The 25037-nt window shown below is 59.8% G+C and carries 14 protein-coding genes and 1 pseudogene; 8 read left to right on the top strand and 7 right to left on the bottom strand.

The features are described 5' to 3' along the window. The first annotated feature begins 473 nt into the window (after positions 1 to 473). The 5 genes and pseudogenes from EYC95_RS23135 to EYC95_RS23115 all read left to right on the top strand — a co-directional run bounded on the left by EYC95_RS23135 (position 474) and on the right by EYC95_RS23115 (position 15326). Entirely contained in the window at positions 474 to 12242 is an 11769-nt protein-coding gene (locus EYC95_RS23135; protein WP_131062384.1) for a peroxidase family protein, read from the top strand. 76 nt (positions 12243 to 12318) lie between these two features. Continuing rightward, positions 12319 to 12420 (top strand): annotated as a pseudogene (locus EYC95_RS31110) (carbon-nitrogen hydrolase); the annotation flags it as partial. 243 nt (positions 12421 to 12663) lie between these two features. After that, complete coding sequence (locus EYC95_RS23125; RefSeq protein WP_131062419.1) at positions 12664 to 13716, top strand: alpha/beta fold hydrolase; 1053 nt, start codon at positions 12664 to 12666, stop codon at positions 13714 to 13716. A gap of 203 nt (positions 13717 to 13919) precedes the next feature. Beyond that, on the top strand, positions 13920 to 14765 hold the full coding sequence (locus EYC95_RS23120; RefSeq protein ID WP_131062383.1) for an alpha/beta fold hydrolase: 846 nt from the start codon (positions 13920 to 13922) through the stop codon (positions 14763 to 14765). Between the two features lie 189 nt (positions 14766 to 14954). Next, the gene (locus EYC95_RS23115) at positions 14955 to 15326 is read left to right on the top strand and encodes a hypothetical protein (RefSeq protein ID WP_131062382.1); all 372 of its coding nucleotides are present in this window, start codon (positions 14955 to 14957) and stop codon (positions 15324 to 15326) included. 76 nt (positions 15327 to 15402) lie between these two features. Here the strand turns inward: EYC95_RS23115 and EYC95_RS30320 are convergent, their stop codons facing one another. Beyond that, positions 15403 to 15579: a hypothetical protein gene (locus EYC95_RS30320; protein ID WP_178083850.1), complete on the bottom strand. Its 177-nt coding sequence runs from the start codon at positions 15577 to 15579 to the stop codon at positions 15403 to 15405. A gap of 208 nt (positions 15580 to 15787) precedes the next feature. Next, positions 15788 to 16249: an L-alanine exporter AlaE gene (gene alaE / locus EYC95_RS23105; protein ID WP_131062380.1), complete on the bottom strand. Its 462-nt coding sequence runs from the start codon at positions 16247 to 16249 to the stop codon at positions 15788 to 15790. A gap of 586 nt (positions 16250 to 16835) precedes the next feature. On the opposite strand from alaE, the gene EYC95_RS23100 reads away from it, so the two are divergent. Further along, entirely contained in the window at positions 16836 to 17195 is a 360-nt protein-coding gene (locus EYC95_RS23100) for a DUF6124 family protein (RefSeq protein WP_131062379.1), read from the top strand. A 354-nt stretch (positions 17196 to 17549) separates the two neighbouring features. On the opposite strand, the gene EYC95_RS23095 is transcribed toward EYC95_RS23100, so the two are convergent. The 4 genes from EYC95_RS23095 to EYC95_RS23080 form a co-directional block, all read right to left on the bottom strand. Then, positions 17550 to 19115, bottom strand: coding sequence for an amino acid permease (locus EYC95_RS23095; RefSeq protein ID WP_131062378.1), 1566 nt, complete (start codon positions 19113 to 19115; stop codon positions 17550 to 17552). 139 nt (positions 19116 to 19254) lie between these two features. Beyond that, on the bottom strand, positions 19255 to 20415 hold the full coding sequence (locus tag EYC95_RS23090; RefSeq protein WP_131062377.1) for an iron-containing alcohol dehydrogenase: 1161 nt from the start codon (positions 20413 to 20415) through the stop codon (positions 19255 to 19257). Positions 20416 to 20418: 3 nt separating this feature from the next. Beyond that, the gene (locus tag EYC95_RS23085; RefSeq protein ID WP_131062376.1) at positions 20419 to 21810 is read right to left on the bottom strand and encodes an aldehyde dehydrogenase family protein; all 1392 of its coding nucleotides are present in this window, start codon (positions 21808 to 21810) and stop codon (positions 20419 to 20421) included. Between the two features lie 10 nt (positions 21811 to 21820). Beyond that, the gene (locus EYC95_RS23080) at positions 21821 to 23194 is read right to left on the bottom strand and encodes a glutamine synthetase family protein (protein WP_131062375.1); all 1374 of its coding nucleotides are present in this window, start codon (positions 23192 to 23194) and stop codon (positions 21821 to 21823) included. Positions 23195 to 23387: 193 nt separating this feature from the next. Here EYC95_RS23080 and EYC95_RS30220 point away from each other — a divergent pair, with 193 nt between their 5' ends. Next, positions 23388 to 23528, top strand: coding sequence for a hypothetical protein (locus EYC95_RS30220; protein WP_165557497.1), 141 nt, complete (start codon positions 23388 to 23390; stop codon positions 23526 to 23528). Between the two features lie 230 nt (positions 23529 to 23758). Then, positions 23759 to 24763: a helix-turn-helix transcriptional regulator gene (locus EYC95_RS23070; RefSeq protein WP_131062374.1), complete on the top strand. Its 1005-nt coding sequence runs from the start codon at positions 23759 to 23761 to the stop codon at positions 24761 to 24763. A 54-nt stretch (positions 24764 to 24817) separates the two neighbouring features. On the opposite strand, the gene EYC95_RS23065 is transcribed toward EYC95_RS23070, so the two are convergent. After that, a partial coding sequence (locus EYC95_RS23065) for an IS3 family transposase (RefSeq protein WP_165557438.1) occupies positions 24818 to 25037 on the bottom strand: 220 nt, incomplete at its 5' end.

The following is a 25037-nucleotide window of genomic DNA, read 5'->3' as shown; positions in this document are numbered from 1 at the left end:
TATAAATCTCTATATCTCTTTAAAGAACAGTAAGTTGGCATATCAAATGCCAATCGTCGTTTTTTGCGTCGTAATATTGACAGAGCATAGCTATGGAACTTTAGTCATGTCCAAGGGCGCCCGTCTGAAGCCTGCCGTCGCTTCGAAAGTGCAAGGCACGGTGTTCCTGAAGGAGCAAGACATGTCGATCATTTTGTTCTGTAGCACCGTGACGGAGCTGTTCAGGAAGTTCGCTTCGACTTCCCGATTCCATGGCCCACCAGTGGCTCGGAATCGCTCTGCCTAATCGCTCAGCGACATTTCATTCCGCGAATTCCAGGCGCGCATTACCGGGCGCAGGGGACGGCTTTGCCTGATCCACGCCTGCTCTCGCTAAACAACCGAACCAACGAACTGCGCAAGCCAGCACCTGACTGGGCGTGGGAGGGTTTCATCGTCCCGTGCTTTTCTCCCAATAGATCGAGGACACCGCAATGGCCAATTTCAACAAGTCGGACCTGGAATTCATCCTCAAGCAAATTTTCATCGCAGAGGCGCATGCCAACGGCACCAGCCTTGGTGATTTACTCCCCAACAGTCAGGTCCCATTCGGCCTGCGAACCGTCGATGGCAGCTACAACAACCTGGTCACCGGGCAAAGCGAGTTTGGCGCTGCGGACAATTCCTTCCTGCGCCTGCTTGATGCCTCGTATCGAGCGGCGTACGCCGGAACAGGGACTGTGGTCGACCCGCAGCCAAGGATTATCAGTAACCTGATCAACGACCAGACAGCCAACAACCCGGCAGCGGTTGCGGCGAACGGCGGTGCCGACCCGGTGATCAGCCCCGGCCTGGACGGCGTGTTCGGCACGGACGACGACAAGGAAGTGTTCTTTATCCCCAACGAGTCGCCGGACGTCGGTCTGACCGCCGGCTTCAACTCGTGGATGACCTTCTTCGGCCAGTTCTTCGACCACGGCCTGGACCTGTTGAGCAAGAGCAGTACTGACATCGTTTATATTCCGCTACAGCCCGACGATCCGTTGTTCGTCCCGGGCAGCCCGACCAATTTCATGGTGCTGTCACGAGCAGTGCGTACTGCCGGCGCGGACGGAATAGTCGGCACTTCCGATGATGGCCAGCCCAATACCACCTCGCCATTCGTAGACCAGAGCCAGACCTACAGCTCGCACCCGTCGCATCAGGTGTTCCTGCGCGAGTACGTCCTGAACGCGGCAGGTGACCCTATTGCAACGGGGCGCTTGATTACCAACCGCGATCTCGGCGCCGATGGCAAGTTCGGCACTGCCGATGATGGCGACGGCGAAAGCGGCGGCATGGCGACCTGGGCAGTGGTAAAAGCTCAGGCCCGTGACATTCTCGGCATCAACCTGACCGACGTTGATGTGCACAACGTGCCGCTGCTGGCCACTGATGCCTATGGCAACTTCGTTCGGGGGCCGAACGGTATGCCGCAGGTGGTGATGCGCACCAGTAACGGCACCGACGGTATTGCCGGGACGGCTGATGACGTCACGCAACTGGTCGAAGGCAATCGGGATGCTCCGATCAGTCTGGCCAATGCCGTAAGCACCGGGCATGGTTTCCTTGACGACATCGCCCACAATGCCGCGCCAGTGGTCGTCGGTGGGGTTCTGCAGGCGGATGCCGACGCCGATGTCGGCAATGCGCAGCCCGTTGGTGCGGGCGGCAAGAACCTGACCTATGACAATGAACTGCTCGACGCCCACTACATTGCCGGCGACGGACGGGCGAACGAAAACATTGGCCTGACCGCCGTGCACCATGTGTTCCACTCCGAGCACAACCGCCTCGTCCAGCAATCCAAGCAAACCATCCTGGCCGCCGGCGATCTGGCGTTCCTCAATGAGTGGCTGGTGGACGACGTCGCCGCAATACCGACGACACTCGCCGAAATCGCAGCATTGGTGTGGGACGGCGAACGCCTGTTCCAGGCCGCCAAGTTTGGCACCGAGATGCAGTACCAGCACTTGGTGTTCGAGGAGTTCGGGCGTACCGTTCAGCCGCAGATCGATGCATTCCTTGCACCCAACGGGTATGACACCTCGATCAACCCGGCCATCCTCGCCGAGTTCGCCCACGTGGTGTATCGCTTCGGTCACTCGATGTTGACCGAGACCGTCGATCGTTTCGATCCCGAGTTCAATCCGCTGCTCACTGACCCGAACAACCCGGACTCGCAAATGGGTCTGATCGCGGCCTTCCTCAACCCGCTGGCGTTCGCCGGCAGCGGGGCTACTGCGGACGAAGCGGCAGGGGCGATCATCCGCGGTGTGACCCGCCAGCTCGGCAACGAGATCGACGAGTTCGTCACTGAAGCGTTGCGCAACAATCTGCTCGGTCTGCCGCTCGATTTGCCCGCCCTGAACCTGGCGCGTGGTCGCGACACTGGCATCCCCACGCTGAATGAGGCACGCCGTGAGTTCTACGAATTAACCGGTGACAGCCAACTCAAGCCGTACATCAGTTGGGCTGACCTGGCAGACAACCTCAAGCACCCCGAGTCGTTGGTTAACTTCATCGCTGCCTACGGCACGCATGACACGATTACCGCGGCGACCACGCTGGCCGACAAACGCGCTGCAGCCTTGGCGCTGGTATTCGGTGGTGCAGGTTCGCCGGCTGACCGCCTGGACTTCCTCAACGGCAGCGGTGCCTGGGCCAACGTAACGCGGGCCGGCAAGGATGGGGTGCTGGGCACTGCAGACGATCTGACGGGTGTGACGATCACGGGTGTCGACGACATCGACTTCTGGGTCGGTGGCCTCGCCGAGCAGAAGATGCCGTTCGGCGGCATGCTCGGCTCGACGTTCAACTTCGTGTTTGAAACCCAGATGGAGGCGTTGCAGGACGGCGACCGCTTCTACTACCTGTCACGCACCGCTGGCCTGAACTTCGGCACCGAGCTGGAAAACAACTCCTTTGCCAAGCTGATCATGCTCAACACCGATGTTACCCACCTGTCGAACACCGTGTTCCTGACGCCTACGTACACCCTGGAAGTGAATAAGGCCAATCAGTTCACCGGCCTTGGCACAAATGGCGGCGCCGACCCGACGGGCGGCCTCATGATCAACGGCGTGGAAATAGTGCCACTGGTGATCCGAGACAACCCCAACACCCCTGGTGCCGACAGTAATTATCTGCAATACACCGGTGAAGACCATGTTGTCCTGGGCGGCACCGCCGGTAATGACATCATCATCTCCGGTGACGGCGATGACACCCTTTACGGTGACGGCGGCAACGACCGTCTTGAAGGTGGCGCCGGGAACGATGCGGTACTGGGTGGCGCGGGCGATGACATCATCACCGACTCGTTCGGCGACAACCGTCTTGAAGGCAATGCCGGCAACGATGTGATCGTGGCCGGTAGCATGCTGGCTGGAGGCAATCTGATCCTGGGAGGCGATGGGCAGGACTTCATCGTCACCACCGAAGATGTCAGCACCACGTTTGGCGGTCAGGGTGACGATTTCATCCTTGGTGCCAAGACCAACCTGCCAGCCACCGGCAACGAAGGCGATGACTGGATCGAAAAGGGCACCCAGGACGGTGCACCTGGCGATAACGCCTCGCCCTTGCTCAGCGACGATGTGATCGGCAACGACATCTTTATAGGGGGTGCTGGCTTCGACGAAATGATCGGCGAGGGTGGCGATGACATCTTTGTCGGCAGCGATGCCCAGGACAATATGGACGGCATGTCCGGTTTCGACTGGGTGACACACAAAAATGACAGGGTCGGCGTGACCGTTGACCTGACCATGGCCGCGCTGGCGCAGCCACACGGCAACGCGCCAAACCAGAACAACGGGCCGTTCAATCCGGTCGGCGCATCGCCGGCCTCGATCCTCGACCGTTTTGCCGAGGTCGAAGGCTTGTCCGGTTCGAAATTCGGCGATGTGCTCAAAGGCGATAACATCGATGCGGCCACTATCCTCGACCACGGTGGTGCCAACGGCAGTGCGTTGACCAATGTGGCGTTGATCCGGGGACTGGCGCAGCTTCTGGCTGATGCCGGTTTGCCGACCACCGGCTTTGCCACTGGCAACATCATCCTGGGTGGCGACGGCAGTGACCTGATCGAAGGTCGCGGGGGCGATGACCTGATCGACGGCGACAAATGGCTCAACGTCAGGATTGCGGTTTATGACGCCGGCGATGTTAATCATACCGGTCCAGAGATCGCCAGTTTCGACAGCATGGTCGACATGATCCCCTTCATGTTGGACGGCACCTATAACCCGGGCCAGCTCAAGGCAGTGCGGGAAATCCTGCCCGGTACCTCGACGGGCGGGGCGGCTTTCGATACCGCGTTTTTCTCCGGCGTCCAGTCCGAGTATGTGGTGACACAGGACGACCGCGGCACGGCCAGCCTGGCGGACGATGTCTGGACAGTGGCCGATACCGTAGCGGGGCGCGACGGCGTCGATACCCTGCTGCATATCGAACGCCTGCAGTTCGCCGATACCCAGCAAGTGCTGGTGCCGGGGCTTAATGCGCAACCCGTCGGCCGGCCTGCCATCGCGGATGGAAACGGTGGGGCGATCACGGTGGGTGACACACTGGTTGTCAGCGTGGCCGGGGTGACCGACGCCAACAACGCCGGCGGGGGAAGTCTCAACAACTCGTCGGTGTCCTACTATTGGCAGTTCGAATCCGACCCGGGCACCGGCGTTTTCGAAGACATCATTCTGCTGCCTGCCGGTGACCTGGCATTCCAGAGCGCAGACGGCACCACCTTCAAGGTCTCGCCTGATCTTGCCGGGTTGTCACTGAGGGTCAAGGCGATCTACCAGGATGGGCATGGCACTACTGAAGTAGTGTTCTCGCAACCGACGGCCGTGGTGGCTCCCGGCGCGTTGGTTGTGCCGACGGCCCCGACACCCGTCGTCAATGCCACCGAGGGCGGCGAGGGCCTTCACATGGTCCGCTCCGACCTCAACTTCATTCTTGATCAGATCAAGATTGCCGAGGCTGACGCGGCCGGTCAGGACATCCTCTCGTTGATCCCGAATATCCGCGCACCCTTGGGCTTGCGTGCGGTCGATGGATCGAACAACAACCTGATGAACCTCAATGGCATCAACAACACCCAATATGGTGCTGCCGATAACGTCTTTCCGCGGCTGACCGATCCAGTCTTCAATCCGGCCGAAGGTGCTCCTGCCGGATTCTTCGGCCCCGGCTCGCCGGCCATCCCGGGATCGTCATATCAGCAAACCAGCGGGGCTGTGTTTGACTCGCAGCCGCGCACCATCAGCAATCTGATCGTCGACCAGACGTCGAACAACCCGGCGGCGTATGCCACGGCTTACGACGTGGGGGCGGACGGTGTACTCAATTACGGCGCGCTGAACAACGATGACGTGCTCAAGGATGGCGTACGGATCGTCGCCAGCCCCGGCATGGATGGTCAGTTCGGTACGGGCGACGACCACGATGTGTATCTGTTCGAGAACATCACCGCGGATGCAGGGTTGTCCGCGCCGTTCAATGCCTGGATGACCTTCTTCGGGCAGTTCTTCGATCATGGTCTGGACCTGCTGACCAAAGGCGGTTCGGGCACCATCTTCATCCCGCTGCAACCGGATGATCCGCTGTATGTGCCAGGTGGCCACACCAACTTCATGGTGCTGACCCGCGCGACCAACCTGCCAGGTGCGGATGGCGTTCTCGGCACGGCCGACGACATCCATGAGCACACCAACACCACGTCGCCATTCGTGGACCAAAACCAGACCTACAGCTCGCACCCGTCGCACCAGGTGTTCCTGCGCGGTTATGAGCTGACCGACAACGGCCCGATCGCGACCGGCAGACTGATCACTAACCGTGACCTGGGGGCGGATGGCACGTTTGGCACCGCAGACGACACCGAAATCGGAGGCATGGCGACCTGGAAGGTGGTCAAGGCGCAGGCCAATGACATCCTGGGTATCCGCCTGACCGATGCCGACGTCAGTAACTCGCCACTGTTGGCGACCGACGCCTATGGCAATTTCATCAAGGGGCCGAACGGCTTCCCGATGGTCGTGATGAAGGGGGTTGACGGTCTGGGCGGCACGGCTGATGACGTGCTGGTCGAAGGCAATCCGCTTTCCCCCATTAGCCTGACCAATGCGGTGCGCACCGGTCACCAGTTCCTCGCCGACATTGCTCACAATGCAGCGCCGGTGTTCAGCAGTGGCGTGCTCGTGCCTGACGCGGATTCCGATATTGGCAACGCAGTGCCGGCCAATCCGCACACCGGGGCCAACCTGGCCTACGACAACGAGTTGCTCGATGCGCATTACATCGCTGGCGACGGCCGGGTCAACGAGAACATCGGCCTGACCGCGGTGCATGCGATCTTCCACGCCGAGCACAATCGGCTGGTTGCGCAGACGATGGACACTGTCCTCGACTCGGCTGACCTGGCCTTCCTCAACGAGTGGCTGCTGACTCCGGTAAGCGGGTTGCCCGCCAACCAGGCCGAGATCGATGCACTGGTGTGGAATGGCGAGCGCCTGTTCCAGGCGGCCAAGTTCGGCACCGAGATGCAGTATCAGCACTTGGTGTTCGAGGAGTTTGCCCGGACCATCCAACCCCGAGTCGACCTGTTCTTCGCACCGACCCAAGTCTATGACGTTGACCTCGATGCCTCGATCGTCGCCGAGTTCGCCCACACCGTGTACCGGTTTGGCCACTCGATGCTGACCGAGACCGTCGATCGCTTCGATGTCGATTTCAACGTGGTCGGCGATCCGAACAGTGCTGATCCTGATCAGCAACTCGGCCTGATCGCGGCGTTCCTCAACCCGTTGGCGTACGCCGCCAGTGGCGTAACGCCCGAGGATGCGACCAGTGCGATCGTGCGTGGGATGACTCGGCAAGCCGGTAACGAAATCGACGAGTTCGTCACCGAGGCGCTGCGCAGTAACCTGCTCGGCCTGCCGCTTGACCTGCCGGCGATCAATATCGCCCGTGGCCGCGACGTGGGGATTCCTTCGCTCAACGCGGTCCGCCGCGACATCTACAGCCAGACCGGTGATACCCAACTCAAGCCTTACACCAGCTGGGTCGACCTGGTCCAACACCTCAAACATCCGGAGTCGTTGATCAACTTCATCGCGGCCTATGGCACGCATAGCACGATCACGGCGGCGACCACGCTGGAAGCTAAACGCGCCGCGGCGATGTTGCTGGTATTTGGCGATGGGGGTGTTAACGAGCCATCCGATCGGCTGGACTTCCTCAACGGCACTGGCACTTGGGCCAACGTGACGCGGGCGGGCAAGGACGGGGTGCTGGGGACTGCCGACGATCTGAAGGGTGTGACGATCACGGGTGTCGATGCCATCGACCTGTGGATCGGCGGCCTGGCCGAAGAGAAAACCCCGTTCGGCGGCATGTTGGGCTCGACCTTCAACTTCGTGTTCGAGAACCAGCTGGAAAAACTGCAGGACGGCGACCGCTTCTATTATCTGGAGCGTACCGCTGGCCTGTCGATGAATGCCGAACTGGAAAGCAACTCGTTCGCCAAGCTGATCATGGCCAACACCTCGGCCACGCACTTGCCAGGCCTGGTGTTCTCGGACCCGGGGTTCTATCTGGAAAGGGACCAGAGCAAGCAGTTCAACGAAGGCCTGGGCAACGCCGATCCACTTGGCGAGAACGGCGAGCAGGTGGTGTTCCGCGACAACCCGCTGACCGCAGGGGCGGACACCAACTACATCAAATACACCGGTGAAGAGCACATCGTGCTGGGCGGCACCAACAACGCAGACATCCTCATCGCAAGTGAAGGCGATGACACGGTCTGGGGCGACGGCGGCAACGATCGCATCGAAGGTGGTGACGGTAATGACCAACTGCGCGGTGGCGCCGGCGACGACATCATCAGCGACCGCGGTGGCGACGATAACATCCAGGGTGGCGACGGCAACGACGTGCTGCACGGTGGCAACGGCGTCAACCTGATCATTGGCGGCTTTGGCAATGACTTCATCGTCACCGGTGAGGACGCCTCCGAGGCCATTGGTGGCCACGGCAACGACTTCATTCTGGGCAGTAAAGCCAACGAACAAGACATGGGTAACGAAGGCGACGACTGGATCGAGAAGGGCACGTCGGACGGTGCGCCTGGCGACAATTTCGACCCGCTCGGCAACGACCCTGTAATCGGCCACGATGTGTTCATCGGCGCTGGCGAAAACGACAAGTTCAACGGCGAGGGCGGCGACGACATCATGGTCGGCAGTCTCGGCCTCGGTGACCGCTATATCGGCGGTTCCGGCTATGACTGGGCAACCTTCAAGGGTCTTGCCCAAGGCGTGTCCATCGATTTCACCGACCGCTTTTTCGATGTACCTCCGGTGCCGGGCTCGGGTGCCTCGGCGCTCGTGCGTTTCGACATCATGGAGGGGCTGTCGGGTTCGGCGCACGGTGACTTCCTGCGCGGTGATAACGAAGACGCGACGTCGCTACCGACCGCCGGCGCGACCGGCAGTGTGCTGACCAACATCAACCTGATCGACGGCCTGGCGGATGTGCTGCCGGCCGGAGCGACGTTCTTCGATGGCGGCAACATCATCCTCGGTGGCAGCGGCAGCGATCTTATCGAAGGTCGTGGTGGCGACGACATCATCGATGGTGACAAGTGGCTGAACGTACGCATCAGCGTGCGGGCAAACGCTGATGGCACTGGCCCGGAAATCGCCACGTTCGACAGCATGGAGCCGCTGGTGCCGTTCATGCTGAACGGTACGTACAACCCGGGACAGTTGATCATCAAACGGGAGATTCTGACCGGCAATGACCGCTTCGACACCGCGGTGTTCTCCGGTAATTCGACGGAATACATCGTCGAGGTCGAGGGCAATACTGTCATCGTGACCGACCTGGTGGCGGGGCGTGACGGTGTCGATCGCCTGACAGGCATCGAGCGTCTGCAGTTCTCTGACTTGGCGCAGTCGTCCGGCGTTGGCACCGCCTTGAACGAGGGCCCATCGGGTCATCTGGCGATCCTCGATGATGCTACCGGTCTGCGTGACGATACGCCTGTGGCCGGCCAGTTGCTGCGCGTCAGTAATCGAGCGGTACACGACGTGGACAACGTAAGCGGGGTCAATACGACCGGCGCGGTGACCGGTGCGGTGGCTTACTACTGGCAGGTGGAAAACATTCCTGGCACGGGCATCTATGAAGACATCACCGTTATCGCCGCCGGCGAAGCTTCGCGGGCGACCGGCACCACCTACCGGGTGGCGGACGATGTGGCGGGCCTGAACATCCGCGTCCGGGCGGTGTATCAGGATACCAAGGGTACACTGGAGATCGTCGACTCGTCGGGGAACAGCACACCGACCGCAGGGCCGAGCGTAAACGGACTTTTGGTGCAGAACCAACTGTTGACCGCTGACCCGTCGAGCATCATTGACCTTGATGGTCTCAGTAATCCGCAGTTCACCTACCAGTGGCAGGCGACCAATGGGGTCAGCTTCGTCAACATCGTCGGCGCCACCGGTAGCACCTTCACGCTGAGCCAGGACCAGGTCGGCGATCAGGTGCGCGTGGTGGTCAGTTACGTGGATGACTTCGGTGTGGCCGAAAGCGTGGCGTCCGACCCCTCGGACCCGGTCGCCAACGTCAACGATGCACCGACAGGCGCGTTGCTGATCAGCGACACGACGCCTGAACAAGGGCAGGTGCTGACCGCGCTGACGGCCGGGATTGCCGATGTGGATGGGCTGGGCACCTTCAGCTACCAATGGCAGCAAGGTACCGGTGCTTCCTTCACCGACATTAACGGCGCGACCGCTGCGACTTTCACCCCTGGTGGGGCGCAGGGCAATCTGCAACTGCGGGTGATCGTGAGCTACACCGATGGCTTCGGCACGCTGGAGTCGGTGACCTCTGCGGCGACGGCGGCGGTACCGCCCGGCGTGGTGCTTACGGGGGACGCTGCGGCGAACACCCTCACGGGCGGCACGGGTGACGATGTGCTGAATGGCCTGGGCGGGAACGATACGCTCAATGGCCTGGCGGGTTCTGACCTTTTGTTGGGCGGCACTGGCAATGACATTCTCAACGGCGGAGACGACAACGACATCCTCAATGGCGAGGACGGCAACGACACCCTCAACGGTGGGCTCGGCGCGGATGCCATGAACGGCGGCGCCGGCAACGACACCTTTGTGGTCGACAACGTCGGTGACACCGTCACCGAGGCGGCCGGTGGTGGTACCGATCTGGTGCAAACCAGTCTGGCTAGCTACGTGCTCGGCGCCAACGTCGAGAACCTGGCCTATACCGGTGCCGGTAACTTCACCGGTACCGGTAATGCGCTGGCCAACAGCATCACTGGCGGTGTCGGTAACGACGCCCTCAGTGGCGGGGACGGCAACGACATCCTCAACGGCGGGCTTGGCGCGGATGCCATGAACGGCGGTGCAGGCAACGACACCTTTGTGGTCGACAACGTCGGTGACACCGTCACCGAGGCGGCCGGTGGTGGTACCGATCTGGTACAAACCAGTCTGGCCAGCTACGTGCTCGGTGCCAACGTCGAAAACCTGACCTACACCGGAGCCGGTAACTTCACCGGTACCGGTAATGCGCTGGCCAACACCCTCACCGGCGGGGTCGGTAACGACGTCCTCAATGGCGGGGACGGCAACGACATCCTCAACGGCGGGCTCGGTGCGGATGCCATGAACGGAGGTACCGGCAACGACACCTTTGTGGTCGACAACGTTGGTGACACTGTCAACGAGGCGCTGGGTGGTGGTACCGATCTGGTGCAAACCAGCCTGGCTAACTACGTGCTCGGTGCCAACATCGAGAACCTGACCTTTACCGGAGCCGGCAACTTCACCGGTACCGGTAATGCGCTGGACAACACCCTCACCGGCGGGTTCGGTAACGACGTCCTCAATGGCGGTGCGGGTGCAGACCAGTTGATTGGGGGAGCCGGCAACGATACCTACGTCATCGATGCAGCGGACGTGGTGGTTGAAGCGGCGGGTGGCGGTACGGATACCGTGCAGACGACCCTGGCCAGCTACACACTGGGTGCCAACATCGAAAACCTGACCTTTACCGGCGTCGGCAACTTCGCCGGCAACGGCAACGCGTTGAACAACGTCATCACCGGCGGCGCAGGTAATGACACCCTCAATGGTGATAGCGGCAACGACATCCTCAATGGTGGGCTCGGCGCGGATGTCATGAACGGCGGTGTCGGCAACGACACCTTTGTGGTCGACAACGTCGGTGACACCGTCACCGAGGCGCTGGGTGGTGGTACCGACCTGGTGCAAACCAGTCTGGCTAGCTACCTGCTGGGTGACAACGTCGAGAACCTGGCCTTCACCGGGGTCGGTAACTTCACCGGTACCGGTAATGCGCTGGCCAACACGCTGACCGGCGGAGTCGGGAACGACGTCCTCAATGGCGGGGCGGGCGCTGACCAGCTAGTTGGGGGAGGCGGCAACGACACCTACGTCGTCGATGCAACCGCGGACGTGGTGGTCGAAGTGGCAGGTGGCGGTACGGATACCGTTCAGACTTCGCTGGCCAGCTACACGCTCAGCGCCAACGTCGAGAACCTGTCCTATACCGGAATCGGCAACTTCGTTGGCAACGGCAACGTGTCGAACAACGTCATCACCGCCGGGGCAGGTAATGACATCCTCAATGGTGGCAGCGGCGACGACATCCTCACCGGCAACGGCGGTAACGACACGCTCAATGGTGACCTCGGCAACGACACGCTGCTCGGCGGGCTGGGTGACGACAGCCTGGATGGCGGTACCGGCAACGATCTGCTCCAGGGTGGCGATGGCAACGACACGCTGCTCGGCGGTATCGGTAACGACACGTTGTTGGGTGGCATCGGCAATGACTCTATCGATGGTGGTGCTGGCAACGATACGGTCACGGGTGGTGCCGGCAACGACATCATGGATGCCAGCAGTGGCAACGATGTCTTCCTGTTCGCAGCGGGCTTCGGAACCGATCAGATCATCAGCTTCGATGCTAACGCGGCGGGAGGCCAGGACCTGCTCGATATTTCCGCGTTCGGCGTCACAGCTGCGACCTTTGCCGCCACCGTCATCATCACCGATGTCGGTGCGGATACCTTGATCAGCTCCGCAGGAGCTGAGTCCATCCGTCTGGTAGGTGTGGCGGACGCGACAACAGTCACTGCTACGGACTTCATTTTGGCTACTTGAGGTCCTGATCAGTATTTGCACAGGGAGCGTGTACAGATGAGGGAGGGCAATGGATGCCCTCCCTTTTTTTATCAGCCATCTTGCTGAGGCACGGAATAAGCGCATTAGTGCGCGTAATGATTTGCACCGGGATCGGCGGCAGGGGTTGTATGGATGCGGTCAGGGAATAAAGCGGTAACCCAAACCTGTTTTTGCCTGTTGCATCGACCGGTTGAGTCCACAGCCAAAAGCGGACGTTTAGCCTTCTCATTAAAGACCGCGAATAGTGCTAACGATGAAAGTTATGCGCGGAGGTTTGAATGTGGGCTTTAATGTCCGAGCTTACATGCAGCCACATTAGCGTCGACTCTGTACGAAGATGGATGCGCCTGACGGCGGGTTCAGGTTGCCATGCACTTGTCTAATCAAGGAAGAAACGACATTGAAAATAGCTTTCTGCGCCCTGTTGTTGAGCTGCCTGACTACCCTCGCACTCGCTGACGAGAACCCTGTCGGCTTCCAATCTTCCACACTGCCTGACTCGCAGAATGACCGCTCACTGGAGATGGTCGTCTGGTACCCCAGCGCAATTACCGCTGCCACGCAAATGATTGGCGATGATGTGGTGTTCGTCGGGGCGTCTGCCGTTCGTGAGGCGCCGCCCGCTGCTGGCAAGCATCCATTGTTGGTGCTCTCCCACGGGTACAGAGGTAATTGGAGCAACCAGATCTGGCTTGCCAGTGCTCTGGCTCAAAGGGGTTACATCGTCGCCGCAATCAATCATCCTGGCACCACCACTCATGACCGTAGCCCTCAAGCTGCGGCGCAGTTATGGCAGCGGCCCGTTGATGTGCGCCGAGCCATTGATAGCGTCACGACTCAACCTGAAAAATTCGGCTTGGTCGCCAATGACCGAATTGCCGTGGTAGGCCATTCACTCGGCGGCTGGACCGCCCTGGAAATCGCCGGTGCTCGCTTCGATCCAGACCGCTTCGCCCATGACTGCAAAGCCCACCCGCAGTTAGCAAGTTGCACCGTCTATGCAAAGATAAACCCTGCAAGCACCTCAGAATCAAAGGCCGCGTTGACCGCCGATTTGCGCGATAAACGCGTCACCGCCGTGGTTACATTGGACTTGGGCCTTTCACGGGGCATGACCGATGAAAGCTTGGCCGCGCTGCCGATACCAGCGCTGGTGATCGCCGCCGGCGTACCGTCGCGCGAACTCCCTGCTGAGTTGGAGTCCGCCAACCTGGCCAAACGCTTGCCTGCGGCATCAAGCCGTTACGTCGAAATCAGCGACGCAAGCCACTTCAGCTTCTTGTCGGTGTGCAAACCTGGCGCGGAAGTACTGCTCGAAGAAGACGTGCCAGGCGATGGCATTATTTGCCGGGATGGCGACGGCGCTCGCTCGCGTGGGGTGATTCAACAGCAGGTTGCATCGCTGATAGCAGAGTTTCTTCAGTCATCTATCTACAAACAAGGCAGTTTGTAGGATCTTGGTAGGAGAAGTGCTGCAGCTCAGCAAAAAAAAGCTGGAGCAGTTTCAGCGTCCGCGCAATTTGGCAGAACGGTTGGCCAGGGGGGAGCGCTCTGGGGTGGAAGCGGTTGGTCGCGAGCAGCTGCAATCGACCCAAAGCGGTCGCTCGCGAAAGACGGCTATGGGCCAGAAGCGTCCTGTATGCCAAGGGGGAAACCATGACAACGCAGAAATTAACCATTAAAGACTTGCAGTTGAACGTTTCAATCCGCGGCCAAGGCTCACCGCTGCTCTTGCTCAACGGCCTGGGTGGTTTGATCCGTACCTTTGATCCGCTGCGCGATGAACTGGCGGACTACAGGACCATCACGTTGGATGTGCCCGGGGTCGGCAAATCGCAAATGCCCCGCTGGCCGATGCGTCTGCCACGCCATGCCGACCTGATCGCCGAGATGCTCAAGCAATTGCAAATCGACCAGGTCGATGTGTTCGGCGTGAGTTGGGGCGGTGCGTTGGCGCAAGAATTCGCTCTGCGTTACCCGAGCATGGTGCGCCGGTTGATCCTCGCGGCGACTTCGGCCGGCCCGGCGATGCTGGTGAAGCCCGCCGACGTCCTGGATTTTTTTGGCCGGAGCAAAAGCGCCAAACTACCCAAGCAAGAGGGCTCGCGCAATTCGATACAGACGCTGCTGCGCTTTGGTGTGGTGAACGGCATGCTCACGGTCAACCCGCGAACCTATTACCACCAGCTCACCGCCTTGGTCGGCTGGACCAGCCTGCTGCGGTTGTTCCGTCTACGCCAGCGCACGCTGATCCTTACTGGCGAACGCGACACCCTAGTGCGGCCGTACAACGCGCACATCCTGAGCCGAACCATTCGCCGTGCCGAACTAAACATCTTGCAGGGTGAGGGGCATTTTTTCGTGGTGACCAGTGCTAGGCGAACCGCCGAAGCGATACGCGAATTCCTCTGCCAGCAGCACGGCGATGAAGAGCCCGCGCTGATGATCGCCAACGGCAAAACCAAACCACGCCTGCTGCAGTCCAAGCGAAATAATCGCTGATGGCCGTTTTCTGCCTGGAATGAAGGCCAGTAATCGGCCAATTGCGGTTATTCAGGAAGGCAGGAATCGACCCATAGCAGCCTAATGCGATTGGCAGCCTGCTGGTTGCGACGAGGCGATGGGCCGAAAGTTGACCATTATGTTCTGCGGCATCAACAATCGTAACTTCATACTGAATGCGTGAGACTTATGCGTTACGACGAACAAGCCTGTCTGACCGAAATTTACCTCGAAGATAGCTACGTGCTCGCGATCGAAGAGGGAGAGTCAACCTTGGTATTTGCCATGGATTTGGTGCTTCTTGAGTCGCACCCGTTTTATAAAAAACCAAGCGCAGGTGAACGCTACTGCTATCGAAGGGCCGAAATTCTGTTCCGTGAAACGGAGCGCGTGAGCTGGCAGAAGAGAAACGATCTTGTTTCCGTAGATGCAGACGGCGAGGTTGATTTGGGGAACGTAGACACGTTCGTGGCGGACGGCCGCAACTACTTGCTTTCCGGAGATTGGGGCACTGTATCGGTGACGTGCGACGCGCTCATGGTGAAATTCCACCATGATTGATGCTTAAGGCTGCTGTCACCAAGGTGAGTGAGTGCTTGCGACCCTTAGTCGTCCACCAGTTGCGGGCTGACGAACACTAGTGCTTCGATGCCTGAATGGCTTCTTCGAGCAAAGGTCCCGTAATTCGTCGACCGTTGTAATCATCGACAAAGTAATTGATTCTGTTAGCCAGGTGCTGAATGGACAGCCATCCCAAGCCATGGTAGTCACGCAGTTCCTCGTCGTTGAGCTTGATCAGGCATTCGTAACTCACAAAAGACGCTTCACACTCGACGAGAACATATATTGAGCCATCCTCTGCTTTTAGAAGGTGCCAGTAGCTGTCCGTTGTGTGGTATGCCGCAGGTGCGAGCCGAACCAAATCCATATTTGATTTCCATGCTTTACTTTTCGATTTCTGACCATAACACGGCTGCGAGCGCACGATTTTCGAATGTCTGCTTCTGGCCGATAGCGGACACTCAACTGTTCAGCGACATTGGCTTATCGCCACCCGGAGGCAAGCCAAACAGCTTCCGTACCCCGTTAAGAAACGCTCCATAAGGGCGTCCCAGAAAGAGCATCATCAAGGCCGCGCCGAAAATACCACGCACCAGGCCGCCTCCCGATGCACCACTGAAGGCAATGATCGCCGCATAGATGGGCACTTGGAAACTGACGAGGGCAATACTGTCCCATAGCAACATGGAAACCCGACTCTGACTGGCTCGCTTCATTAACCAATCCCGCCATATGCCGTAAGGTCTCGCGACTGGAACCATCAGCGCCGCTCCCAGAAGGCGAGCATGAAGGACCTGATCCCACGTCATGCCAGCAATGAAACGTTCATTGATGATGCCGGTGGTCGTGAAAAACAGGATCAGCGCAGTTGTGTCTGCAAAAAATGCAGTCCGACGCATGGGCTGTTGCAGGCGTTGATGCAAATCACATCTCCTATTATGGCTTGAGCAAAAAGCGAGTCCCGACCGAAAGAAGGGCATAAAAATATAGCGTAACAGGAGGCCGCCCCACTGGCCGTTTCTGGCCGATAGCCGACTGATTCAAGAGACCACGTTGCTGCCACCCTTGCGAGGGTCAGCCTTACAAGTGCGTCAGTGGCTTCCTGGGAGTTGTCGCAGCTTTCACAGCCAATAGGAGGAGCGTGTCAGCCTATTAAACAAATCTTGAGGGGCGTGTTTAAACGCCCTCAAGGTTACGTTCTGAAAGCTACAAAGCCTTGCGCCGTTGCCTACGACTGCACCAGAATCCGCCGGCTTGTGCGCTTTTAGGTCGCTCGGTAACTTGATCCGTGTCACTGCTCATCAGTGATCGGGTTTAGCAGCCCGCGAATAACCTAAGACGTACGACGCTTCCATCAGTCAGGTTTCGCCTGCAATTTGATGGTGGCTGTGCGCAGGGCGCCCTTGGGCGCGCCGGCTTCTTAGGTTTCCCGGTCTGCTAACCTGCGTGCAGCTGCCTCCCTCTTCGTTTAGCAGCAAGAGGGTTGGCACACCATTAGGAACCTAAGATATGTTCAAAGTTACGCCCAACCCACCAGACACCGATCCAGTTTCCCCATACGAACCCGATTCAAAAAAACTCCACGAAGCCGCCGAACGCGCCCTCGATTTCCACTTCCCATCAAACGCCGATATCAAAGCCACCCCGCGTACCTCCAGCAAGCTGTTTTCCGTGGACCCAGAAGCCACTGCCGAAACCCTGGCGGTTTTTTTGGTCGAGACGCTGGCGTCGGTCGATGTGATGGTCCATCAGTTGGTGGATCATTTGGAGGGTGAGTCGCGTTATGCCCTGCTGGGCATTTCGAACAGCATCATGGTGGCGGAGATTACGGCGAACCGGGTGCTGGATAAAGTTGAGCCACCTAAGTAGTCGCTGTTCTGTGGAGAGGGGGTTTGCTTTCGCTTTGCGGCGATGTGACCACAGCAAATGGGCCTGCTGCGCAGTCCAGCGGGAGCAAGCTCCCTCGCCACAGGTTATTCATCGTTCTATCTATCTATGTTCATAAAAACGGGGCGCTCAGCGTTAATGCCGACGGGTTAATTCAGAACGCGATCTGTAGCAGCTGGCGGAGCCTGCGTTCGGCTGCGTAGCAGTCGTAAAATCAGGCGATGCGGTGTTTCAGGAAGACCGCATGCTCAGGTTTTACGACTGCTTCGCAGCCGAACGCAGGCTTCGCCAGCTGCTACAAAGACCGCGTTACGGCTTAACTGACTGGTGGCCGCATTAGCCCCCAGCGCGTTTATTCAACGCCTCTTCCGCCGCAGCGATTTCCGCCTGGCGCTTGACGATCAGGTCACCCATCGGCGGTCCCTGAAAACGGCGGGCTTCAAAGCCGAACCAGACGATCGCCGTCAGCACCAGAAAGCCGATGGTGATGTACAGCGCCCAATCGTTCGGTGGCTGGATTCCGATGATGAAAATGATCACCATCGAGAGGATCGAGAGCAGAGCGAACACGGTGTACCAGAAGCGCCCCATATTCCACGGCCCCATGGTCGGCCATTTCGACGTCCCGTAGGCAAACAGGCCGAGCACGATGGGGATGACGAAGGAGAAGAACAGGAAGATCACCGTGCAGGACACCACGATGGTGTAGACCGGTGTTTCGCCGATGGCGATCACCGACGATCCCCAGACAAACAACACCGCGAGGGTGGCGCCGGTCCAGATCGCTGCCACCGGGCTGCGCAGGGTTGGCGAGACCGAGGCCAGCGCTTTGGAGAAGGGCAGGCCGCCGTCACGGGAGAACGCGAAGATCATGCGTGAGACCGAGGTCACGGTCGCCAGGCCGCAGAGGAACTGCGAGATGAAAATGGCTACGTACAGCGCCGTTTTTACCGTCGGATTCACTTGCGTGTCCATCGCCCAGAAAAACACGCTCCAGCCATGCTTCGCGGCCTCGTCCATGCTCGGCAGCATCAGCACAAACGAGCTGAGCATGACCCAGCCGAACAGCAGCGACCAGACCACCGACATGACCATGCCGCGGGGCACGGACATGGCGGCATTGCGGGTCTCTTCCGAGGTGTGCGCGGAGGCGTCATAACCGGTGATGGTGTAGATCGGCAAGAGCAGGCCGAGCATGAAGATCCAGCCGTTCGAGACCTGTGGCCAGACGCTGCCGCCCGCTTCGCCGGAATAGTTGCCGAAGGTCCATAACCGGGCGAACTCATAGCTGGGCGCCGAGATCAGGCAGACGATGGTCAGCGCCAGTGCCGTGGCGAAGATCAGATACCCCGAGAAGTCGGTGAGCTTCGCGGTCAGGCCGATGCCTAGGTGGTTACACAAGGCCTGGATACCGGTCAGAATCGCGAGGAAAATCATCCGTGTCGTGATGGTGTCTTCCATTCCCAGTGCCGGTCCGAAGGCGCCGAAAAAGAAGTAGTAAGTGCCGACGTTGATCGCGCCGAGCACGGTCACCAGCCCCAACAGGTTGAACCAGGCCGTCAGCCAGCCGGTGAAGCGGTTACCGAGAATCGAACCCCAGTGATAGAGGCCGCCCGCAGTGGGGTAGGCGGAGGAGATCTGCGCCATGGCCATGGCGAAGACCCCGGAGATCAGGCAGCCGATCGGCCAGCCGATGCCGATGGCCGCGCCACCTGCGCCTGAGGTGCCCTGGGCGAGTGAGTTGATGCCACCCGAGAGGATGCAGATGATCGAAAAGGAAATGGCAAAGTTGGAGAAAACGCCCATGCGTCGCGAGAGCTGCTGGGCATAGCCCATGCTGTGCAGCACCTTGACGTCATCGTCTTGCGGCGCGCTCGTGCCGGGCTGACTTGCTGGCTTCATGTTGTGTGCCCCTTCAGGTTTTGATACGCATCCATCCGGGTCCCGGATGGTCTGGCCTTCAACCCCTTGTCGTACTGCTCCTGTTTCCAACCCTGTCCATGCACCGATTTTTAGTCATGCGCATGCACAGGCAACTGCTCTAGAGACGGCCGTGATACGCCGCGTCGAAAATGTGTGCCGCGCCGTCCCGCGTCAATGGCAGCGGATTGCCGCCGGCAGAAGGGTCGACAATCGCCATGTCCGCGATCAGATCGGCCTGGCGATCATCCACACCCAACTCAAACAGCGTATGTGGTACGCCGATGTCCTTGCGCAGTTTGAGAATGAAGGCCAGAAAACTGTCGAACCCGGGCGAGGGCAGGCGTAAGTAAGCCGCCAGTCGGGTGATGCGTTCTTCGATGGCCGGGCGATTGAATTGCAAAACGTAGGGCATGAAGGTGGCGTTGGTCATGCCGTGATGGGTGTCGTACAGCGCGCCGACCGGATGTGAGAGGGCGTGCATCCCACCCAGGCCTTTCTGGAAGGCGGTAGCGCCCATGGCGGCCGCCGCGAGCATTTGCGCGCGAGCATCGAGATCGGAAGGCATATGAACGGCCCGCACCAGAGCGTTGGCCACCAAGCGTATGCCTTCCACGGCGATGCCATCGGCCAGTGGGTGAAAACCAGGCGCGCAGTAGGCTTCCAGGCAATGCGCCAACGCATCCATGCCCGTGCCGGCGGTGACTTTTGCCGGCATGCCGACGGTCAGGGCCGGGTCGCTGATGACCACGCGCGGCATCATTTTCGGGTGGAAGATGATGCGTTTGGTGTGGGTACGCTCGTCGATGATCACGGCTGCGCGGCCCACTTCAGAACCCGTGCCTGCGGTCGTCGGCACCGCGATGACCGGGGCGATTTTGCTTTCGTCGGCGCGTGTCCAGTAGTCGCCGATGTCTTCGAAATCCCAGACCGGCCGGGTCTGGCCGCTCATGAAGGCGATGAGCTTGCCCATGTCCAGGCCGCTGCCACCACCGAAGGCGACCACGCCATCGTGCTTGCCGGCGCGCCAGGCATCGAGCCCGCCCGCCAGGTTGGCTTCGACCGGATTGGGCTTCAGGTCGCAAAACAGCGCGACGCCAAGACCGGCGGCACGCAAGGAATCCAGCGCTGCCGTGGTGATCGGGGCGCGCGCCAGGCCGCTGTCGGTGACCAGCAACGGTCGCTGGATACCCTGGCTGCGACAGACCTCGGCCAGCTCGCTGATACGGCCGACACCGAAGCGAATGCTCGTGGGGTAGTTCCAGTTCCCGGTCAGGCTCATGGCTCAGATCTCGTGGCGCAAATGGAAGGATTTTGCTCGGGTCAGGTGTTCGTAACCCAGGCGCGACAGCGTCACGCCGCGCCCGCTGTTCTTCACGCCGGTCCAGGCCAGGGCCGGGTCGAGGTAATCGCAGCGGTTCATGAACACGGTTCCGGTGTCGATCTCGTTGCCCAAGCGTTCGGCGGCGGTGAGGTCCTGGGTCCAGAGGGAAGCGCTGAGCCCGAACTCGCTGTCGTTCATCAAGGCAATGGCTTCGTCGTCGCCGGCCACCGGCATGATGCCGACCACCGGGCCGAAGCTTTCCTCGCGCATCACCGACATTTGATGGCTGACGTCGACTAGCACCTGCGGCGCGAGGTAGGCGCTGCCCGGTGCGTCGAAGGGAAAGGCCTTCGGATCGATCAGTGCCTTTGCGCCCTTGGACAGCGCATCGGAGATCTGACCCCGCACGAACTCAGCAGCGCCCGGGTTCACCAGCGGACCGAGTGTGGTGGCTTCATCCAGTGGGTTGCCCAGCACGTATTGATTCGTGAGTGCGACGAATCGCTCGACAAACGCCGGGTAGATTTTCGCATCGACATAGATCCGTTCGATGGCGCAGCAGCTTTGCCCGGAGTTGAAGAAACTGCCGTCCACCAGGTTTTCCACTGCGTGTTCGAGGTTGGCGTCTGCGCGGACGTAGGCCGGGTCCTTGCCACCGAGTTCCAGGCCCAGGCCGAGGAAGCGGCCCGTGGCGGCGGTTTCCATGGCCTTGCCGGCGTCAACCGAACCGGTGAAGTTCACTTGGTGCACACGGCCGGAGGCAATGATCTCGCCGGTCTGGCGATGATCGAGCAGCAGGTTCTGGAACAGTCCTTCGGGCAGATTCGCACGGCGAAACGCTTCGGCGAACCGTTCACCTACGAGCAGCGTTTGTGAGGCGTGTTTGAGGATGACGCTGTTGCCGGCCATCAACGCCGGAATGATCGTATTCACTGCCGTCAGATAAGGGTAATTCCAGGGGGCGACGACCAGCACCGTACCCAGCGGTTCACGTTTGATATGCCTTCGAAAACCGGCGACAGGCGTGGGTTCAACGGCTGCCAACGCTTCAGGCGCAATGGCGATCATATGCCGGGCACGCTCTTCGAAACCGCGCAGTTCGCCCGCGCCAAAGCGCACCGGGCGGCCCATCTGCCAGGCCAGTTCCGGGACAATTTCGTCCTTCATGGTCAGCATCGCATCCACCGCAGCACTGCAAAAAGCGGCGCGCTCGCTCAGTGGCCGGCGTTTCCATGACGCCTGGGCGGTTGCGGCTGCCCTTAGCGCCTGTTCGAGTTGAGTCTCATCGGCACAGCGACGTTCGACATAGACCCGGCCATCGACCGGTGAGATGAGTTGAATCGTTGCAGTCATGATGGTGGTCTCAATAGCGCTCAAAACCGCGCTGCAGTTCCCAGTCGGTGATCCGTCGGTCGTACTCTTTCTGCTCCCATTCGGCGGTGTGCACGTAGTGGTCGATCACTTCATCACCGAACGCTTCGCGCAGCATCGTTGAGCTCTGGAGTGCGGCGGTGGCTTCGCGCAGGGTTTTCGATACTTCCGGCAAGTGTTCGTCGACGTAAGCATCGCCTTCAAAGGGCGGCACGAGGTTGAGCTTCTCGTCGATACCGGCCAGCCCCGCGGCGATTAAGGCAGCGAAGGCCAGATAAGGGTTGAGGTCGGCGCCGCCAATGCGGCATTCGATACGGATGGCTTTGCTGCTTTCTGCGCACAGACGAAAGCCTGCGGTGCGATTGTCGCGACTCCAGACTGCCCGGGTCGGCGCAAACGTACCGGCCTGAAAACGCTTATAGGAATTGATATAGGGCGCGAGAAAGCAGGTGATGTCGTTGGCATATTTCAGCTGCCCGGCCACCCAGGCACGCATCAGTTTCGACATGCCAAACTCAGCCTTGGCGTCGAAGAACAGTGGCTTCTTGGCGTTCTTGTCCCACAGCGAATTGTGGATATGGCTGCTGGAACCGGCGGCGTCATAACGCCACTTGGCCATGAACGTGATCGCCTTGCCCTGCAACTGCGCGATCTCTTTGCAGGCGTGCTTGATGATGACGTGGTGGTCGGCCATGGTCAGCGCGTCGGCGTAACGGATGTTGATCTCTTCCTGCCCCGGGCCCCATTCACCCTTGGAGTTTTCCACGGGAATGCCGGACGCTTGCAGATGTTTGCGAATCGCCCGCAGCACCGGCTCCTCGCGTGTGGTCTGGAGGATGTTGTAATCCTCGATGTAGTGGCCGGCGGTCTTGGGCTTGTGGTAGTTGCGCTCGTGGATCGCCTCGTAGCTCTCGTCGAACAGATAGAACTCAAGTTCCGAGGCGAACATGCCGGTGTAGCCGCGTTCGCGCAGTCGCTCGATCTGCTTTTTCAGGATCGCCCGAGGGCTGTGCGGCAGATCGCGCCGATGGTGATGATCGAGCACGTCACACAGCACCAGCGCCGTGCACTCAAGCCAGGGCACTCGCCGTAATGTGGACATGTCGGGCTTGAGGACAAAGTCGCCATAGCCTTTGCTCCAACTGGCCGCGGCGTAACCCGGCACGGGTTCCATGTCGATGTCGTCGGCCAACAGGTAATTGCAGCAGTGGGTTTCTTCATGTCCGCTGTCGATGAAAAACTCGACTTGGAATCGCTTGCCGACGAGTCGGCCTTGCATGTCGACCATGCACACCAGAACGGTATCGATCTCGCCGGAGGCGGCAGCACGCTTGAGTTGGTCAAAGCTGAGGAGGGGCTCGGTCATCACGTAGTCCTGCGTGAAATGGTTGGGCCGGTCTGAAATAGCTGTTGCAGACGCTCTCCAGAAAAACCCAAAACCTGCAGACGTGAGCATCGTGTGCAATAAGCTGCTCTTAGCTTAGCTTAAGGCCGATAAACGCAAGTTTCGGTGATCGAAACTTGATGAATCAGGCCGGCCTATTCACGGCACACCAGAGTTGCTGGTACGCGCCAACCAGTTGATCGAGAGTGAACGCGAGATTGCGACCACTCGGGCCGGGACCGGTCCGCACTCGGCTGTCGTCAGCAAAGGCGTGTGTGCCTATGCCGCCCAGCGCAAGGAAAAGCGCAATTTTTAAACCTTTCATGTCATTCACCGATTCGTCTTGGGTTGACCCGGTGTGAGTCGTTTGCTCACCGGGTAGAGACGATGCTAGGGCTTTACCGGTTCCTCAAATAGCGGCCCGTTGGACAAACACTGTTGACGGATTGCGCATGAATAGCAGCCTTCGAAAAAGCCAATGGCGCTACGCCTGCGCCTATGGCATCGTCGAAAAAAATACGTCGTATTGCGAACAGGATCAAAACGATGGAGGAGGGTGATGAGGTCGGCGCGCAGTCGTCGATGGCAACGCTCAAAGCGTTCAATCGTTGCGTGCTCCACCTGGGGCGGCTTGCCCGGGAGCGCGGCGCCTCGCAGTTCATCGCCGAAGGCCTGCAAGCGTTCCGTGAACTGGTGCCCTTTGCGTCGGCGTGGTGGGGCGAGATGTCCGCGTCAGCTGTCAACGCGCCGCCTAAAAGCTGGATGCACGGGCGGATCAATCTGCCCGAATCGTTTGCCGCCGAATGGCACAAAAGTGCAGGCCGCGACAAATTCTCCCATGACACCTTGAGTCAACCCGGTGAAGTCGTGCGCGACAGCGGGTTCACCGACCCCGATGAAGCCGTGGACGCATTCGCTCGGCGCCACGATCTCTACCACCCGATGTGCATCACTTTCGAATTGCCCGAAAGCGGCCTGATGTTCTTCGTGTGTCTCTACCGTGGCATTGATGCTCCGGCGTTCAACGACAGCGAGGCCGCTTTGTTTTCGGCCTTCTGCGACCACCTGTTCCAGCTGTGGCGGTTTCAGGTGCAAGACATGATCCGCATCGACACGGGCAACGGCGCGACCGACTTCGGCGTGGCGCGCATGGACGGCAGTCTGCTGTACGTGGGGGCCAGCCTGTGCGCCGCCATTCAGCGCGAGTTGCCAGGCTGGAGCGGTTCGATGCTGCCGGCCGAGGTGATCGCGCAACTGCAAAAGGCCCCATGCGTGATGCGTCTGGGCCGTTGTGCGCTGACCCTGAGTCCGAACGCGGAGCATGTGATTCTGTCGCTCGAAGCGCAGTCACGTGCGGCAGTGCTTGCGCCACGGGAGCGGACGGCGGCGATGCTGTTCGCTGCCGGGCATTCCTACAAAGAGATTGCCAAGATCCTGACCCTGAGCCCGGCGACAGTGCGCACCTATCTGCGCAACTGCTATTTGCAGCTTGGCGTGAAAAGCAAGGTTGAACTGGGTTCAGTCCTGCGGGACACAACGCGCCGCGATTAAGTCCCCAAATTTCACCCACTCAAATGCAATCCCCTGTGGGAGCGGGTGTCGTGGTCAACTAATTCCGGACACCTCGATAGGTGATTTCGACGCCATCTCCCGTTCGTAAACGGTCGGTGGCAGATACCCGAGTTTCGAGTGCAGCCGCTCGTTGTTGTAAAACCCAACGATGTATTCAGTAATGTCACGTATCGCTTCGGCGTGGTTGGCGTAATCGCGCCGCCATACCCGCTCCATTTTCAAGCTCAGGAAGAAGCGCTCCATCACTGAGTTG

The sequence above is a fragment of the Pseudomonas sp. BGI-2 genome (assembly GCF_004310295.1).
Taxonomy (GTDB): Bacteria; Pseudomonadota; Gammaproteobacteria; order Pseudomonadales; family Pseudomonadaceae; genus Aquipseudomonas.
The sequence above is the reverse complement of the archived record's forward strand: the minus strand, read 5'-3'. Positions and strand labels throughout refer to the sequence as shown.